We start from the raw sequence: 15,687 nt of genomic DNA, 5'->3' as shown, positions 1-15,687 counted from the left end.
AAACGCTCATGCAAGACGCACTCAGGAAAATTAACCGGGCAAAGGACGCGAAATTACGACGACCGTCATCGATGCGAAATTTAATTACGCAGACCTGCATCTTTCTTTCGGCTTCTTGCGGACTTGATCTCCGCGCGCGCCTTGTCCACCGGGTCGGATTGATAGCGAGGCGGAAGTGGCTAAAGTCCGCACACCCACCTTCGCCTCAGGAAAGATGCCCATGCACTTCGCTTCAGACAACTGGTCCGGCGCCCATCCGAGGATCGCCGAGAGCCTCACCCGCCATGCCGCCGGCTTCGCCTCCGCCTATGGCACAAGCGATCTGGACAAGGCCGTAGAAGACAGGTTCAGCGCCATTTTCGAACGCGAAGTCGCTGTCTTCTTCGTTGCCACCGGCACGGCTGCCAATTCTCTGGCGCTCGCAAGCCTCGCCAAGGCGGGTGGGGTGAGTTTCTGTCACGCCGATGCCCACGTCAACGCAGACGAAGGCGGCGCGCCGGAATTCCTGACGGGCGCGACCCGGCTCTTTCCCGTCGAAGGCAAGGAAGGCAGGATCGACCCACGGGCGCTGGACGCCGCCATCGCCCGTTTCGAACCCGTCTCCCCGCATCACGGCCGCGCCATGGCCGTGACCGTGACCCAGGCGACCGAAGTCGGCACCGTCTATTCCCTCGCCGAACTGGACGCGATTGCAGCCGTCGCCAAGTCGCGCAACCTGCCGCTCCACATGGACGGCGCCCGCTTCGCCAATGCGCTCGTATCGCTGGGCGTGACACCGGCTGAAATGACCTGGAAGCGCGGCGTGGACATCCTCTCCTTCGGCGGCACGAAGAATGGCTGCTGGTGCGCCGAGGCCATCGTCTTCTTCAATCCGGACATGGCAGCCGACATGCCCTTTATTCGCAAGCGCTCGGCCCAGCTCTTCTCGAAGAGCCGCTTCATCTCGGCGCAGCTCGAAGCCTATCTGGATGATGGCCTCTGGCTCGAACTGGCCCAGCACTCGAATGCAATGGCGGATCGGCTGCGCGCCGGGCTTTCGGCCAAGAATACTGCGCGCCTCGCCTGGGATACTTCGGCCAACGAAGTCTTCGCCGTGATCGAAAAGTCGGCAGCTGAACGGGCAAGAGACAAGGGCGCGAAATTCTACGACTGGCAGCCGCCACAGGGCTGGCTCCCCTTGCCGGCTGAGAATGAAACACTAGTTCGCTTGGTAACGAGCTTCGCGACGACGACCGATGAAGTCGATCAATTCATAGAAGTCGTTTGAGGGAACCGTTTCTTACAGTCGAAACGCGCACTTCTGCTACAAAAAACCTTGACTTTTCAAAGTCGCAACTCCTCGACATGATGCGTTTGCCAGCCCCGACGAGGGCTGGACCAACAACGCGCATCACGATCCGAGGAGAACTTTCATGACCAAGACCACCCTCAACACCGCCGCCCTCGCCGCCGCCGTCACCATGGCGATCGGCAGCGCCGCCCTCCTGTCCAGCCCGGCCGTAGCCCAGGAAAAGGAAAAGTGCTTCGGCGTCTCCATGGCCGGCAAGAATGACTGCGCAGCCGGCCCCGGCACCACCTGCGCCGGCACCTCCAAGGTCGACTTCCAAGGCAATGCCTGGAAATACGTCGCCAAGGGCACCTGCATGACCATGGCCGCTCCCGATGGTCGCATGGGTTCGCTTGAAGCCCTCGACCGCGACCTCCCCAAGGCCTGAACCGATACGGCATCTGCGGCAAGTCCGCAGGTGCCGTCCCGCTTTTCTGTCCAGGATGAATGCTTGAGGAGTCGGCCGTGTCTGTCCATCCCGCTATAGAGATAACCCGTTCCGACAGAAGCCCTAAGGGCACTGCCGCCCGCCTCCCTCGTCGTGCAGGCGCCGGCTTCAAGCCTCAGCATGCCGACGCAATCCTAAAAGACGACTTCCGCATCGGCTTTCTCGAAGTCCATGCCGAGAACTACATGGGCGCCGGTGGCCATCCGCACCGCATCCTCACGCGCATGCGCGAGGATTTCCCGCTCTCGATCCACGGCGTCGGTCTTTCCATCGGCAGCCCGACCGGTCTCGACCCCGAGCATCTCGCCCGCCTGAAGACCGTCGTCGACCGCTATCAGCCGGAACAGGTCTCCGAACATCTGGCATGGTCGACCCATGACAGCCATTTTCTCAACGACCTTCTGCCGGTCCCTTATGACCAGGCAACCCTCAACAGGGTCTGCGACCACATCGACCAGGTCCAGGAGGCGATTGGCCGCCGGATGCTGCTGGAAAACCCCTCGACCTATCTCGGCTTCGAAGCCTCGACCATGTCAGAGACGGATTTCATCCGGGCGATCGCCCGTCGCACCGGCTGCGGCCTTCTGCTCGACATCAACAATGTCCATGTCTCCGCCATCAATCACGGCTATGGCGCTCGCGACTATCTCGCCGATTTCCCACTCCTCTGCGTCGAGGAAATCCATCTGGCCGGCCATGCCGAAGATATTGACGATGCCGGCCTGCCGCTCCTCATCGACAGCCACGATCGCCCGGTCGACGATCTCGTCTGGGATCTCTACGACCATGTCATCGCCAGGCTCGGCCCGCTGCCAACCCTCGTCGAATGGGATAACGAAGTGCCGGACTGGCCGGTGCTGAAGCGTGAAGCGCAGCGCGCCGATGCTGTTCTCGACCGCCACGCCATTGTCGAGCTGGGACGTCGCCATGCGTCCTGATCCAGTCCAGAGCGGCACCTTTGCCAAGGCCCTCTTCACGCCAGACCTCCCGGCACCCGACGGGCTGGCGGGGCGCGATCACGTGCGACCGGAGCGCCGTTTTGCCGTCTACCGCAACAACGTCACGGTTTCGCTGATCGATGCCATGGCCTCGATCTTTCCGACCGTTCAGAACCTTGTCGGCGAGGACTTCTTCCGGGCGATGGCGCGGCTCTATGTAACCGCCCATCCACCAACCTCGCCTCTGCTCTTCACCTATGGCGAGACCTTTCCGGTTTTCCTCGAAAACTTCCCACCCGCGGCGGACCTTCCCTTCCTCGCTGACGTCGCGCGCGTCGAGCGCCTCTGGCTCGACGCCTATCACGCGGCAGATGCAGCACCTCTCGACCCGGCCACCCTTGCACAGGTCCCGACGGAAGAGCTGGCCGGCATCCGCTTTCGCCCGCATCCCGCCATGCGCATCGCGCGCTTGAGGCACGCCGGAGGCACCATCACCGGCCGTGACAGGGCCGGCATCTCGCTTGAAGGGGTAGACCCGATAGCACCGGAGAGCGTGCTCATCACCCGACAGCACTACGACGTGGCGATCGAACTGCTGCCGTCAGGCGGGGCCACCTTCTTCGAGGCACTCATCGCCGGGCAAACGCTCGGCGAAGCCTTTGCCGCCGCCGCAGGCGATGAAGACACTGATATCGCCGGATTGCTTGGCCTCGCCTTGTCCAGCGGCGCCTTCAGCGCAATCGACATCCATCACGAAAGTCCGACCCCATGACCTCTGCCGTCTCGCTCATCGAACTCTATCGCCGGGCCGTCCGTGGGCTGGAAACCGCGCTCGACCGCTGGTTCCTCGGTATCCTCGCGCGTATCGTCTTCCTCGCCGTGCTCGTGCCCTACTACCTGAATTCCGCGCTCACCAAGTTCGACGGACCCTTCTCGATCGCGGCCGGCGCCTATTACCAGATCGCACTACCGGCTGTGGATGCGGCAGGCGGGGATGTGTCCGCCGTATCCTTCTTCCCCTGGGGCCTGATGGTGTTTTTTGGCTCCTACGGTGAGGTCATCCTGCCGCTGCTCGTGGTTGCGGGCCTCTTCACCCGCATCGCGGCCCTTGGCATGATCGGCTTCATCATCGTCCAGACGCTGACCGACATCCTCGTGCACAATGTCGACGCCACCACGATCGGCGCGCTCTTCGATCGCTTCCCCGATAGCGTCATCCTCGACCAGCGCCTGCTCTGGATCTTCCCGCTCGTATATCTGGTGGTGAAAGGGGCTGGCCTCGTCTCGCTCGACAAGCTGCTCTGCACCGTGTGGACGCGCCGCATGACCACCCAAGAAAAAAGCGGCCGGCTTGCGCCGACCGCCTGACTGGGAGCTTGTTACAGCGACTGTGATCAGTTCACATGCGCCTCGATGGCCTTCGGCGCTGAGCCGACAGGCTCTGCGGCAATGGAGATCCGGCGGGGCTTCATGGCTTCCGGAATGTTGCGCAAAAGGTCGATGTGCAACAACCCATTCTTCAGCGAAGCGGCGGTGACTTCCACATGGTCGGCAAGCTGGAAACGGCGCTCGAACGCGCGCTTGGCAATGCCGCGATAGAGGAATTCGCTCTGCTCGGCCTTCTCGTCTTCGGCCTTCTCACCCTTGACGGTCAGCACATGCGCATGCGCCTCGATCGAAAGCTCGCTTTCGTCGAAGCCGGCAACGGCCATGGTGATCCGGTAAAGGTTCTCACCGGTGCGCTCGATATTATAGGGCGGATAGCTCTGGGCCTGTTCCGGCTGACCGAGGCTGTCGAGCATGGTGAACAGGCGGTCGAAACCGACGGTGGAACGGTAGAGCGGGGAAAAATCGACGTGACGCATGATGTCCTCCTTGAAGCGACGTTGGCGTTTTTTATGCCGCGCGCATCCCGCTTGGGGCGATGCTGGCGGCGGTTCGCGGACCCGTTTGGCGTCCGCAATCCCGATGTGGGAAATGCCCGATGCGAATTCAAGATCGTCCGTTTCGCGGCATGACCGCCGCGATGAATAGTCCGTGAACGCATGGTTCAAGCCGCATTCAAGCGGTCTGCCCTAATGTCCATCCATCGGTTGTCTCGACCGACCGGGCCGGAGATATCGTCCCTTCCACTTCGGCCAGGCTTCGCCGGAACCGCGTCCCTCCGTATGCGGTTCCGGCTTTTTTCTTTGACTTCTGCTGGGGCCGCATCCTATCCCGGAGAAACCCGAGGCGCTCTCAACCGACAGGCAGTTGCAGGCATGGATGCCATTCTTCACGCCACCCCCGGCAACCCCATTCCAGGGAACCCGCTTGTCGGCTTCTTCGAGGGACATCGCGGCGTAAAGCTGCGCTACGCGGTCTTTCGGTCGAGTGCAGCCAGAACCAAGGGCACCATCGTTCTCGTGCATGGGCGCAATGAGGCCATCGAGAAATATTTCGAGACGATCCGCGAGCTGAACGACCAAGGCTTTTGGGTCGCGACCTATGATTTCCGAGGTCAGGGCGGCTCCGAGCGCCTGCTCAAGGACCCGCGCAAGGGCCATGTCGGCCGCTTCGATCATTATGTCAGGGATCTCGAGATCTTCCTCGAGCAGATCGTCCTGCCGGACACCCGCCTGCCCTTTTTCCTGCTTGCCCATTCGACCGGCGGCCTGATCGCCTTGAAGGCCGCACCCCGGCTTTCCAACCGCATCGAACGCATGGTGCTGACGGCACCCTTCGTTGGCCTCGGTGGCCAGAAGACCTCGCCGGAAAACATAAGGCGGATGGCGACGCTCGCCTCCTTCACCGGCTTCGGCAAGATCAACCTCAACAAGGACGAACCGCTGAAGCCTTTCGAGGGCAATCCGCTGACGACGGACGAATTCCGCTTCGCCCGCAACCAGAAGATCCTCATCGAGCATCCGGAACTGGCGCTTGGCCCACCGACGGCACGCTGGCTCTACGAGAGCCAGAAGGCGATCGACGCCATCAGACGGCCGGGCCATCTTGCCTCGATCACGGTCCCGACCGTCATCATTGCCCCCGGCAACGATCCGATCGTGCCCTATCATTTTCAGGAATCGCTGGCGCAGTATTTCCGTGCCGGACAACTCGTACCCGTGCCCGGCGCCCGCCACGAGATACTGCAGGAGCAGGACCGCTATCGCAAACAGGCGCTGGCGGCCATCTTCGCCTTCATGCCCGGCGGCGAGCCAGACGAGGCAGATCCTGTCGGGGAACTGACCGATTCGGCCCTAGAGGCTTAAGCTCTCAGCTGGAGCGACCGCCGTTAGCGGCGCTTCAGCATTTCCATCGCCTCAGCATGCACAGCCTTTGAGCCAGCCGCGATGATCGAACCGCCGGCTTCCGGACGTCCGCCGTCCCAGGTGGTGATGATACCGCCCGCCTGCTCGATGATCGGAATCAGCGCGCCAACGTCATAGGGCTTCAGCACCGTCTCGATGACGAGATCGACATGGCCGGCAGCCAGTAGGCAATAGGCGTAGCAGTCGACGCCGTAGCGGAAGAGCTTGACCTTGTCCTGCACCGCCTGGAAGCGCTCGACCTCCCAATCCTTGAACAGATGCGGCGAGGTGGTGAAGAGGATCGCGTTTTCGAGGCTGCCGCAGTCGCGCACCTGATTCTGGCGCTCGCCATCGGGACCTGAGTACCAGGAGCGCTCGCCATCGGCATAGTAACGCTCGCCGGTGAACGGCTGCTCCATCAGGCCCATGACCGACTTGCCATGTTCCTGGAAGCCGATCAGCGTGCCCCAGACGGGCACGCCGGAGATAAAGGCGCGCGTGCCATCGATCGGATCGATGACCCAGAGCTGGTCGCTATCCATGCGGATATTCTCATGCTCCTCGCCGAGAATGCCATGCGTCGGAAACTCCGCCTCGATCAGCTGACGGATGGCGATCTCGGCGGCCTGATCCCCCTCCGTGACCGGATCGAAACCGGCCTTCTCCTTGTTGACGACGGAGAGGCCCGAACGAAAACGCGGAAGGGTCTCGGCCTTGGCGGCATCGGCAAGGCGGAAGAAGAATTCACGGTCAGGGCGCATGGGAAAGTCCGTCGTCTGGAGGGAGACCACGTCTTAAAGCCAGTTGCGCGGAAAGAAAACATCCGAACGCGACGGATCGCTGCCCACACGCCCTTTCGGCGGCCGCCGGGAGCGAAACTGCGCAAATTTTGGCCTTGCTCAAAAAAGCACCAAAAATCGACTTGACAATGGTGCGCCGCAACATCTAACGTCTCACTTACAGTCTTCTGACTGTAAATACCCTCCTTGGGTGTTTCCTCCCTAGACTCAGCCGCGCCACGAGCGCGGTTTTTTTTGCCCGCTGCAATGCAAGGGCCTTTAGGGACACTTTGGATTGGAAAGCCTTACTCGGCCGCGAGCGCCTGATCGATCGCGTAATCCGCGACGAAATCCGCCATTTGCTGCATGAAGACCGCAATCGAGCCGGCAAGGGCATCGAAATCGGCCCGCTTCTCCAGCGTCGTCTCGTCGATATAGATCGAACGATTGACCTCGATCTGCAGCGCATGCAGCCCACGCGCCGGACGACCATAATGCTCGGTGATGAAACCACCGGCATAGGGCTTGTTGCGAACGGCCGTGTAGCCAAGTTCTTCCAGGAACTGTAGCGCCGCCTGGCTGAGATCGGCAGACGCGCTGGTGCCATAGCGATCCCCGACGATGAAGTCGGGCTTCAAGCCGCTGCCAGCGACGCGAATATTGCCGGGCATCGAATGGCAATCGATCAAGACGCCGAAGCCGAACATCGCATGGGTGCGGGCAATCAGCCTTCTCAGGCAGGCATGATAGGGCTTGTAGCAGCTCTCGATCCGCTCCATGGCGACCGAAAGCGGCATGCGCCGCTGATAGATCTCCATGTTTTCGGCAACGATACGCGGAATGGTGCCAAGCCCGCCGGCCACACGCGCCGAATTGCTGTTGGCAAACGGCGGCAGCGGATCGGAAAACATCCGGGGGTCGAGCTCATACGGCTCTCTGTTGACGTCGACATAGGCGCGCGGGAAATGCGCAACGAGCAGCGGCGCACCGAAGCCGGGCGCCGCCGAGAACAGCTCATCCACGTAATGGTCTTCCGATCGGCGAATCGAGACGTCATCGAGTCGCGACTCATCCAGGAAGGACGACGGGTAGCGGCGGCCGCTATGCGGGGAATTATAGACGAAGGGAATGGTCTGGATCGCGGGCTCTCGAACCTCGAACAGCTCGAATTCGTTGGTCATCCGCTTCCCAGGGCCTCTTCTTTACCAAGTCACAAACTTGTTGTGTTCACCATGTTGCCAGTTGGCCGCCGGGAAGTCCATACTGCCGGAAATGGCGGAGCAGGCTCACTTTTTCGTTGTTCACCGGTTCTTTACTGCGCCGACCCTAAAGTGAGCGACTGCGAGCTTCCCTATGCAATCGAGTACAGCGGTCCCTAAATGACTCAGAAAATCCTTCTCGCCGAAGACGACAACGACATGCGCCGGTTCCTGGTGAAGGCGCTGGAAAAGGCGGGGTATAAAGTTTCCTCCTTCGACAATGGCGCCAGCGCCTATGACCGCCTCCGGGAAGAACCCTTCTCCCTTCTGTTGACCGACATCGTGATGCCGGAAATGGACGGCATAGAACTGGCGCGCCGCGCCACCGAACTCGATCCGGACCTGAAGGTGATGTTCATCACCGGCTTTGCAGCCGTCGCGCTCAACGCCGATTCGAAGGCGCCGAAGGATGCAAAGGTCTTGTCCAAGCCTTTCCACCTCCGTGATCTCGTCGACGAAGTGAACAAACTCCTTGCTGCGTAAGGCCTGCCGAAGGGGTTGAAAAAATCTCTTCACAAAACTGCAAAATGCCTATTGACGGGCGAACAGGTTTTGTGGTCTTAAGCCGCTCATCGGATGGGCGTGTAGCTCAGCGGGAGAGCACTACGTTGACATCGTAGGGGTCACAGGTTCAATCCCTGTCACGCCCACCATTCGAATTCTTTCAAGGGCTTGCCGGAAACGGCGAGCCCTTTTTGGTTTTCCAACGACGGACGCCCTAGGGCTAAAAGCGGCAATCCGAATCACCATTTGCGCGAAGCCTGAAGCCGTGCGGATTTCCAGTTGAGAAATCCGTCATCACCACCGATGATGGAGCGTGGCTTCAAATTCAAATCGTGTATACAATTTGATGATCATCGAATATGATCCGGCCAAGGAAGAGGCCAACATTCAAAAGCACGGGATCTCGCTCGAACGTGCACGCGATATCGATATTCTCGCTCTTCTTGAGGACGATCGAAACGCATATGGCGAGATCCGCTACAGGGCATGGGGGTTCATCGATGACCAACCTCACTGCCTGGCCTTCACCTATCGCGATGGGCACGTAAGAGCGATCAGCCTGCGACGAGCCCATAGGAAGGAATTTGAGCGTTATGTCGAAGCCAAGCGATGATGCTGACAACCCCGAATGGACGGCATCGGATTTCGCCCGCGCCCGACCGGGACTGCCAGAGGAATTGCGCGCCTTTTTCCCCAAAACACGGGGTACTCAGAAGGCGCCGACAAAGATCCCCGTCTCGATCCGTCTTTCGCCAGAGGTCATTGATCACTTTCGAGCGACCGGCCCCGGCTGGCAGAAGCGCATCGATGATATCTTGAAGAAGGCGGCAGGCCTCTGAGGCCTCACCCCTTCACGACAGAGACCTCCTCCCCCGCATAAACCACCACATATCCGCCCATTGGCTTCAGCGCCTGTGCTCGCGCCTCAAGCCAGCCGAGATAAGGCGCCTCTCGCCAGATCGCGCCAGCCTCCGGCTCGACAAGCACTGTCAATTGCGGCCCCTGCCCATACATCATCATCCGGCTCACTCGCGGCTCCCATACATCCCCGAGCGTCGGATCGGTGCGCCACAGGCAATAGAAGTCGCGACAGGTCGCGGGCCTGACATCATAGGCCTCGCAGCCACCGCCGACGAGGCAGTGGCGACAGGGTTCGTTGGCCGGTTTGTCGAATTCGGCGATATCGGGAAGGATGCAGCAGAGCGAACAGCTGCCGCAATCGCGGCCCGGCACCAGCGCCGGGCCCTGCCCTTCTCCCGAGAGAGCCATGTCAGGCCGCCGGGCCGATGGTGACGGTGATCGGCGAAAGCCCTTCGACCGCGCCTTCAAGCCGGTCGCCCGGCTGGAGCGCGCCGACGCCAGAGGGTGTGCCGGTGAAGATCAGGTCACCAGGCGTCAGGTGATAGTAGCGCGAGAGATGGCTGATCATCTCGGGCACCGACCAGATCATGTCGGAGAGATGCCCTTCCTGACGCAGCCCGTTATTGACGAGAAGCGATATCCGCTGCGCCCCGGGCTCGAAGGCTGCGGCCGGCGTGATCGCGCCGATCACGGCCGAATCCTCGAAGGCCTTGGCGATATCCCAGGGCCGTTGCTTTTCCTTCATCGCATTCTGCAGGTCACGACGGGTCATATCGAGGCCAACGGCATAGCCATAGACCGCACCCATCGCCTCATCGGCAGAAATGCGGAAGGCCGGCGCGCCGATCGCGATCACCAGCTCGATCTCATGGTGATAGTCCTCCGTTCCCGGCGGATATGCGATCGTGCCACCGTCGAGAACGAGGCCGGTCGGCGGCTTGGTAAAGTAAAAGGGCGCAACACGGTCGACCGTATTGCCAAGTTCTGCGGCATGCGCCGCGTAATTGCGTCCCACACAGAAGATGCGGTGGATCGGAAAGCCTTCATCGAGCCCCAGGATCGGAACGAGCGGGGCAGACGGCACGGAAAACAGCGGACGGGATGCGGACAAGGCACACTCTCTTCGGATGGGACACGCAAGGATCGCAGCAGGACGCTGCGACACAGCCAGCATAACGCCCGCCAGATCGTTACGCATCATTGATAATGGTGCAATGTTGGCGCAAAGCGATCCGCTGAGCGGGCTTGGAACATCGGCCCAAACATGTAACAAAACCGCCGCGACCGCGTTGCATAAAGCGTGAAGAAGATCCGTCGAACAGGGCGAAGGCAGAAGGTTTCTCGTCCCGGCAAGACATCGAAAGGCAAGAATATGAGCATCAAGATCGTGCCGGTCATCATGGCTGGCGGCAAGGGAACCCGGCTCTGGCCGCTGTCACGCGCAGCTGCCGCCAAGCAGTTTATCCGCTTCCTCGGCGACGAGACGCTGCTGCAGAAGACCCTCGCCCGCGTCTCCGACGACGCGATCTATGACGCACCGATCGTCGTCACCAACGAAGACTTCCGCTTCCTGGTCGCCGAACAGGCCCGCGAACTGGGCGTCAAGCTGGATGGCATCATCCTGGAGCCCGAGGCGCGCAACACGGCAGCAGCCGTCGCCGCTGCCGCCGTCATCGTCAGCCAGCGCCATGGCCGCGACGCCCTGATCCAGATCCTGCCCTCCGACCACGAAATCACGGTCGACGATACCTACCGCACCTGTGTCGCCAAGGCCGCTGAAGCGGCACGCGACGGCAAGATCGTCACCTTCGGCATCACACCCACCGAACCCTCCACCGGTTACGGCTATATCGAGATCGGTGAGGACCTCGGCAATGGCGTGAACAAGGTCGCGCGTTTCGTTGAGAAGCCGAATGCCGACGTCGCGGAAAAGATGCTGGCAAGCGGCAACTATGCCTGGAACTCCGGCATGTTCGTCTTCTCCGCCGGCCAGATGATCTCGGAGCTCCAGAGCCTGGCGCCTGAAGTGCTCGCAGCTGTCGAACAGTCGGTCGAAAACGCCAAGGGCGACCTCGACTTCACCCGCCTCGACGCAGAGAGCTTTGCCGCAAGCCCCAGCATCTCGATCGACTACGCGGTCATGGAAAAGACACCGAACGCCGCCGTCGTTCCATCCCCGATCACCTGGTCCGACCTCGGCAGCTGGGATGCCATCTGGAAGCTCGCCGAAGGCGATGAGCATGGCAATGTGGTCAATGGCAACGCCACCGTCTCCGACACCACCAATTCGCTGATCATGTCGCGCAACGCCCATCTCGCCGTCCAGGGCATGGAGGGCGTTGCCGTCATCGCTTCCGAAGACGCCGTCTATGTCGGTCGCCTCGACCGCAGCCAGGACGTCGGCAATCTGGTGAAGATGCTCGCCGCCAACAAGGAAACGGCGCATCTCACCGAGAACCACCCGACGGCACTGCGCCCCTGGGGTGGTTACACCTCGATCCTCAACGGCGACCGCTTCCAGGTGAAGCGGCTGTTCGTGCATCCGGACAAGAAGCTCTCGCTGCAGAAGCATCACCACCGCGCCGAACATTGGGTCTGCGTGCGCGGCACGGCAGAGGTCACCATCGACGACAAGGTGACCGTCCTGCACGAGAACCAGTCGATCTACATTCCGCAAGGCTCCGTCCACCGCCTCGCCAATCCCGGCAAGATCCGGCTCGAGGTGATCGAGGTCCAGACCGGCTCCTATCTCGGCGAAGACGACATCATCCGCCTGGTCGACGAATTCGGCCGCAGCTAATACAGCGTCATCCACTGCACACGCGCGGCCCGGCGGCTTCCACCGTCCGGGCCGCTTGCTTTATGGCGCTGCATTGCACAAGATCGAAGCAAGCCGGAAAAAGCGGCAGGGCGAACAGCGAAGCGGTAAAGAATGGCGATCAAGGCAAGCATCTATCATCTCACTCACTACAAGTATGACAACCCGGTCCAGCTCGGACCGCAGATCATCCGGCTGAAGCCTGCCGCCCATTCCCGCACCAAGGTTCTCTCCCATTCGCTGAAGGTCACACCCGAAAATCACTTCGTCAATCTTCAGCAGGACCCCTACGGCAACTACCTCGCCCGCTTCGTCTTCCCGGACCCGGTGACCGAATTCAAGATCGAGGTCGACCTCGTTGCCGACATGACGGTCTACAATCCCTTTGACTTCTTCACCGAGGAAGTCGCGGTCAAATGGCCCTTCGACTATCCGGAAGATCTGCGCGACGACCTCAAGATCTACATGACGCCGGAGCCTTCGTCCCCGGCGCTTGATGCCTTCATGGCAACCGTCGACACGACGCCGAGCCAGGGCACCATCGACATGGTGGTGGGCCTGAATGCCCGCCTGCAGCACGATGTGGGTTATGTCATTCGCATGGAGCCAGGCGTCCAGACGCCGGAGGAGACGCTGACCTCCGCCCGCGGCTCCTGCCGCGATTCGAGCTGGCTGCTCGTCCAGATCCTGCGCCGCCTCGGTTTTGCTGCCCGCTTCGTCTCCGGCTATCTCATCCAGCTCGCACCGGACCTGAAGGCGCTTGATGGCCCCTCCGGCACCGAGGTCGATTTCACCGACCTGCATGCCTGGACGGAAGTTTACATCCCAGGCGCAGGTTGGATCGGCCTTGACCCGACCTCGGGCCTCTTGACCGGCGAAAGTCACATTCCGCTGGCGGCCACGCCCCACTACAAGAATGCCGCTCCGATCTCCGGCGGCTATGTCGGCCAGGCCAATACCGAATTCGCCTTCGACATGCAGGTGAAGCGCGTCGCCGAGCACCCGCGCATCACCAAGCCTTTCTCGGACGACAGCTGGGATGCCCTGAATGCACTCGGACAGAAAGTCGATGCCGACCTGAAATCCCATGACGTGCGGCTCACCATGGGCGGCGAGCCAACCTTCGTCTCCATCGATGACTTCCAGTCCGCCGAATGGAACACCGATGCCGTCGGGCCCACCAAACGCGATCTCGCCGACAAACTCATCAGGCGCCTGCGCGAGCGCTTCGCTCCCGGCGGCTTCCTGCATTACGGCCAGGGCAAGTGGTATCCGGGGGAAAGCCTGCCGCGCTGGACCTTCTCGCTCTACTGGCGAAAGGACGGCAAGCCGATCTGGCATGATCCAGCGCTGATTGCCGCCGAACACAAGGACACCGGCGTCACCCACCAACAGGCCGAAGCGCTGATGGCCGGGATCGCGGCCGAGCTCGAGATCGAGCCGGATATGATCATCCCGGCCTTCGAGGATCCGGCCGAGTGGATCATCAAGGAAGGCAGCCTGCCGGAAAACGTCGACCCCTCGAATTCCAAGCTCGAAAGCGCGGAAGAGCGCGCCCGCATCGCTAAGGTCTTCGAACGTGGCCTGACTACTCCGACCGGCTACATCCTGCCGGTACAGGCTTGGAACGCCAAGGCAGGAGGCCGCCGCTGGGTCAGCGAGAAATGGCGCACGCGGCGTGGCAAGATCTTCCTCATCCCCGGCGACAGCCCGATCGGCTTTCGCATGCCGCTCGGCACCCTGCCCTACGTGCCGCCGTCGCAATATCCCTATATCCACACCACCGATCCCTCGATTCCGCGCGCACCCCTGCCGGATTTTGGCCCGCAGGTCCGTGAGGGTCGCGCCATGCCGGAGGCGTCTCGCAAGAGCGGCGAAGCTCAGCAGGATCGCAACGAGCAGAACATTACAGGCTCCGCCGGCGACATTAGGGGTGCGGTGCGCACGGCCATGAGCGTCGAGCCCCGCGACGGCCGCCTTTGCGTGTTCATGCCCCCGGTCGAAGCCGTCGAGGACTATCTCGAACTGGTGGCTGCCGCAGAAACTGCCGCTCGTGGGCTTGGCCTGCCGGTTCATATCGAAGGCTACGCACCGCCTCAGGACGAGCGCATCAACGTCATCCGCGTTGCCCCGGATCCAGGCGTCATCGAGGTCAACATCCACCCGGCCTCCAGCTGGGATGACTGCGTCGCGACGACAAATGCCATCTACGAGGAAGCGCGCCAGACCCGCCTCGGCGCCGACAAGTTCATGATCGACGGCCGCCATACCGGCACCGGCGGTGGCAACCATGTCGTGGTCGGTGGCGCCAATCCCGCCGACAGCCCCTTCCTGCGTCGTCCGGACCTGCTGAAGAGCCTGATCCTGCATTGGCAGCGCCATCCGGCGCTCTCCTACATGTTCTCCGGCATGTTCATCGGTCCGACCAGCCAGGCGCCGCGCTTCGACGAAGCCCGCCACGACAGTCTCTACGAGCTGGAAATCGCCATGGCTCAGGTGCCGATGCCGGCAAGCGGTGAAGAAGCGCCGCTGCCCTGGCTCGTCGACCGCCTGTTCCGCAATCTCTTGATCGACGTCACCGGCAACACCCACCGCTCGGAAATCTGCATCGACAAGCTGTTTTCGCCGGACGGCCCGACAGGCCGCCTCGGCCTTGTCGAGTTCCGCGGTTTCGAAATGCCGCCGAACGCGCGCATGTCGCTGGCCCAGCAATTGCTGGTCCGCGCGCTGATTGCCCGCTTCTGGAAGAACCCGATCGGCGGCCGATTCGTCCGCTGGGGCACGAGCCTGCACGATCGCTTCATGCTGCCTCATTACCTCTGGCTAGACTTCCTCGAAGTTCTGGCGGATCTCCGCGAAAACGGCTTCGACTTCAAGCCGGAATGGTTTGCCGCCCAGCTTGAATTCCGCTTCCCCTTCGTCGGCGAGGTGACCTACGAAGGATCGAAGCTGGAGCTGCGACAGGCGCTGGAGCCCTGGCATGTCATGGGCGAAGAAGGTGCGCCCGGCGGCACGGTCCGTTATGTCGACTCATCCGTCGAGCGCCTGCAGGTCCAGCTGGAGACAGCCAATCCCGAGCGCTTCGTCGTGGCCTGCAACGGACGCCAGGTGCCGCTGCGCAAGTCCGACGTCAATGGTGTCGCGGTGGGCGGCGTCCGCTACAAGGCCTGGCAGCCGGCCTCCGGTCTGCATCCGGTCCTGCCCGTCAACACACCGCTAACATTCGACATCTATGATACATGGTCTTCCCGGTCGATCGGGGGCTGCGTTTATCACGTCGCCCATCCCGGAGGCCGGACCTACGACACTTTCCCTGTGAATGGGAATGAAGCGGAAGCCCGTCGGCTTGCACGTTTCGAGCCTTGGGGCCATACAGCCGGCTCCTATCCCCTATGGCCCGAAACCGTGTCGCCGGAATTCCCGCACACTTTGGACCTGAGACGACCGCAAGGTATCTGATCTG

16 protein-coding genes and 1 tRNA gene are annotated in these 15,687 nt (G+C 61.7%); 12 read left to right on the top strand and 5 right to left on the bottom strand.

Translation table 11 applies throughout. The annotated features are described in order from the left end of the window. Positions 1–220: 220 nt before the first annotated feature. The 5 genes from AC02Y0_RS02760 (at position 221) to AC02Y0_RS02740 (ending at position 4,081) form a co-directional block, all read left to right on the top strand. Positions 221–1,267 (top strand): threonine aldolase family protein, encoded by a 1,047-nt coding sequence (locus tag AC02Y0_RS02760; RefSeq protein WP_476382236.1) that lies wholly within the window; start codon positions 221–223, stop codon positions 1,265–1,267. Between the two features lie 145 nt (positions 1,268–1,412). Next, positions 1,413–1,715: a BufA1 family periplasmic bufferin-type metallophore gene (locus AC02Y0_RS02755; RefSeq protein WP_476382234.1), complete on the top strand. Its 303-nt coding sequence runs from the start codon at positions 1,413–1,415 to the stop codon at positions 1,713–1,715. A gap of 95 nt (positions 1,716–1,810) precedes the next feature. Continuing rightward, positions 1,811–2,713, top strand: coding sequence for an MNIO family bufferin maturase (gene bufB, locus AC02Y0_RS02750; RefSeq protein WP_476383949.1), 903 nt, complete (start codon positions 1,811–1,813; stop codon positions 2,711–2,713). Continuing rightward, on the top strand, positions 2,703–3,485 hold the full coding sequence (locus AC02Y0_RS02745) for an HvfC/BufC family peptide modification chaperone (RefSeq protein ID WP_476382232.1): 783 nt from the start codon (positions 2,703–2,705) through the stop codon (positions 3,483–3,485). The genes bufB and AC02Y0_RS02745 overlap by 11 nt, the downstream gene beginning before the upstream one ends. Next, positions 3,482–4,081 (top strand): DoxX family protein, encoded by a 600-nt coding sequence (locus tag AC02Y0_RS02740; protein ID WP_476382230.1) that lies wholly within the window; start codon positions 3,482–3,484, stop codon positions 4,079–4,081. Before AC02Y0_RS02745 ends, AC02Y0_RS02740 begins: the two co-directional genes overlap by 4 nt. A gap of 26 nt (positions 4,082–4,107) precedes the next feature. On the opposite strand, the gene AC02Y0_RS02735 is transcribed toward AC02Y0_RS02740, so the two are convergent. Then, a complete protein-coding gene (locus AC02Y0_RS02735; RefSeq protein WP_166601448.1) occupies positions 4,108–4,578 on the bottom strand; it encodes an Hsp20 family protein in 471 nt (156 codons plus the stop codon). Positions 4,579–4,974: 396 nt separating this feature from the next. Here AC02Y0_RS02735 and AC02Y0_RS02730 point away from each other — a divergent pair, with 396 nt between their 5' ends. Further along, positions 4,975–5,964, top strand: a complete 990-nt coding sequence (locus AC02Y0_RS02730) for an alpha/beta fold hydrolase (RefSeq protein WP_476382228.1) — start codon at positions 4,975–4,977, stop codon at positions 5,962–5,964. A 23-nt stretch (positions 5,965–5,987) separates the two neighbouring features. Here AC02Y0_RS02730 and hisN read toward each other — a convergent pair whose 3' ends face one another. After that, positions 5,988–6,764, bottom strand: a complete 777-nt coding sequence (gene hisN, locus AC02Y0_RS02725; protein ID WP_476382227.1) for a histidinol-phosphatase — start codon at positions 6,762–6,764, stop codon at positions 5,988–5,990. A 323-nt stretch (positions 6,765–7,087) separates the two neighbouring features. Continuing rightward, the gene (locus AC02Y0_RS02720; RefSeq protein WP_444556308.1) at positions 7,088–7,963 is read right to left on the bottom strand and encodes an N-formylglutamate amidohydrolase; all 876 of its coding nucleotides are present in this window, start codon (positions 7,961–7,963) and stop codon (positions 7,088–7,090) included. Positions 7,964–8,161: 198 nt separating this feature from the next. On the opposite strand from AC02Y0_RS02720, the gene cpdR1 reads away from it, so the two are divergent. From cpdR1 to AC02Y0_RS02700, 4 genes are all read left to right on the top strand, one after another. Continuing rightward, positions 8,162–8,524, top strand: coding sequence for a response regulator CpdR1 (cpdR1, locus tag AC02Y0_RS02715; RefSeq protein WP_006726917.1), 363 nt, complete (start codon positions 8,162–8,164; stop codon positions 8,522–8,524). 95 nt (positions 8,525–8,619) lie between these two features. Continuing rightward, a tRNA-Val gene (locus tag AC02Y0_RS02710) sits at positions 8,620–8,694 on the top strand. Positions 8,695–8,891: 197 nt separating this feature from the next. After that, complete coding sequence (locus AC02Y0_RS02705) at positions 8,892–9,158, top strand: BrnT family toxin (protein ID WP_476382224.1); 267 nt, start codon at positions 8,892–8,894, stop codon at positions 9,156–9,158. Then, a complete protein-coding gene (locus AC02Y0_RS02700) occupies positions 9,139–9,384 on the top strand; it encodes a BrnA antitoxin family protein (protein ID WP_476382223.1) in 246 nt (81 codons plus the stop codon). The genes AC02Y0_RS02705 and AC02Y0_RS02700 overlap by 20 nt, the downstream gene beginning before the upstream one ends. 4 nt (positions 9,385–9,388) lie before the next feature. On the opposite strand, the gene AC02Y0_RS02695 is transcribed toward AC02Y0_RS02700, so the two are convergent. Both AC02Y0_RS02695 and AC02Y0_RS02690 read right to left on the bottom strand, forming a co-directional pair. Beyond that, on the bottom strand, positions 9,389–9,814 hold the full coding sequence (locus AC02Y0_RS02695) for a hypothetical protein (protein ID WP_476382221.1): 426 nt from the start codon (positions 9,812–9,814) through the stop codon (positions 9,389–9,391). Between the two features lies 1 nt (position 9,815). Beyond that, positions 9,816–10,517 (bottom strand): fumarylacetoacetate hydrolase family protein, encoded by a 702-nt coding sequence (locus tag AC02Y0_RS02690; protein ID WP_476382219.1) that lies wholly within the window; start codon positions 10,515–10,517, stop codon positions 9,816–9,818. A gap of 261 nt (positions 10,518–10,778) precedes the next feature. On the opposite strand from AC02Y0_RS02690, the gene AC02Y0_RS02685 reads away from it, so the two are divergent. Beyond that, a complete protein-coding gene (locus AC02Y0_RS02685; RefSeq protein ID WP_476382217.1) occupies positions 10,779–12,206 on the top strand; it encodes a mannose-1-phosphate guanylyltransferase/mannose-6-phosphate isomerase in 1,428 nt (475 codons plus the stop codon). Between the two features lie 132 nt (positions 12,207–12,338). Further along, complete coding sequence (locus AC02Y0_RS02680; RefSeq protein WP_476382215.1) at positions 12,339–15,683, top strand: transglutaminase family protein; 3,345 nt, start codon at positions 12,339–12,341, stop codon at positions 15,681–15,683. The last annotated feature ends 4 nt before the right edge of the window (positions 15,684–15,687 follow it).

It is taken from the genome of Allorhizobium sp. nf9_anc (genome assembly GCF_056323085.1).
The sequence above is the reverse complement of the archived record's forward strand: the minus strand, read 5'-3'. Positions and strand labels throughout refer to the sequence as shown.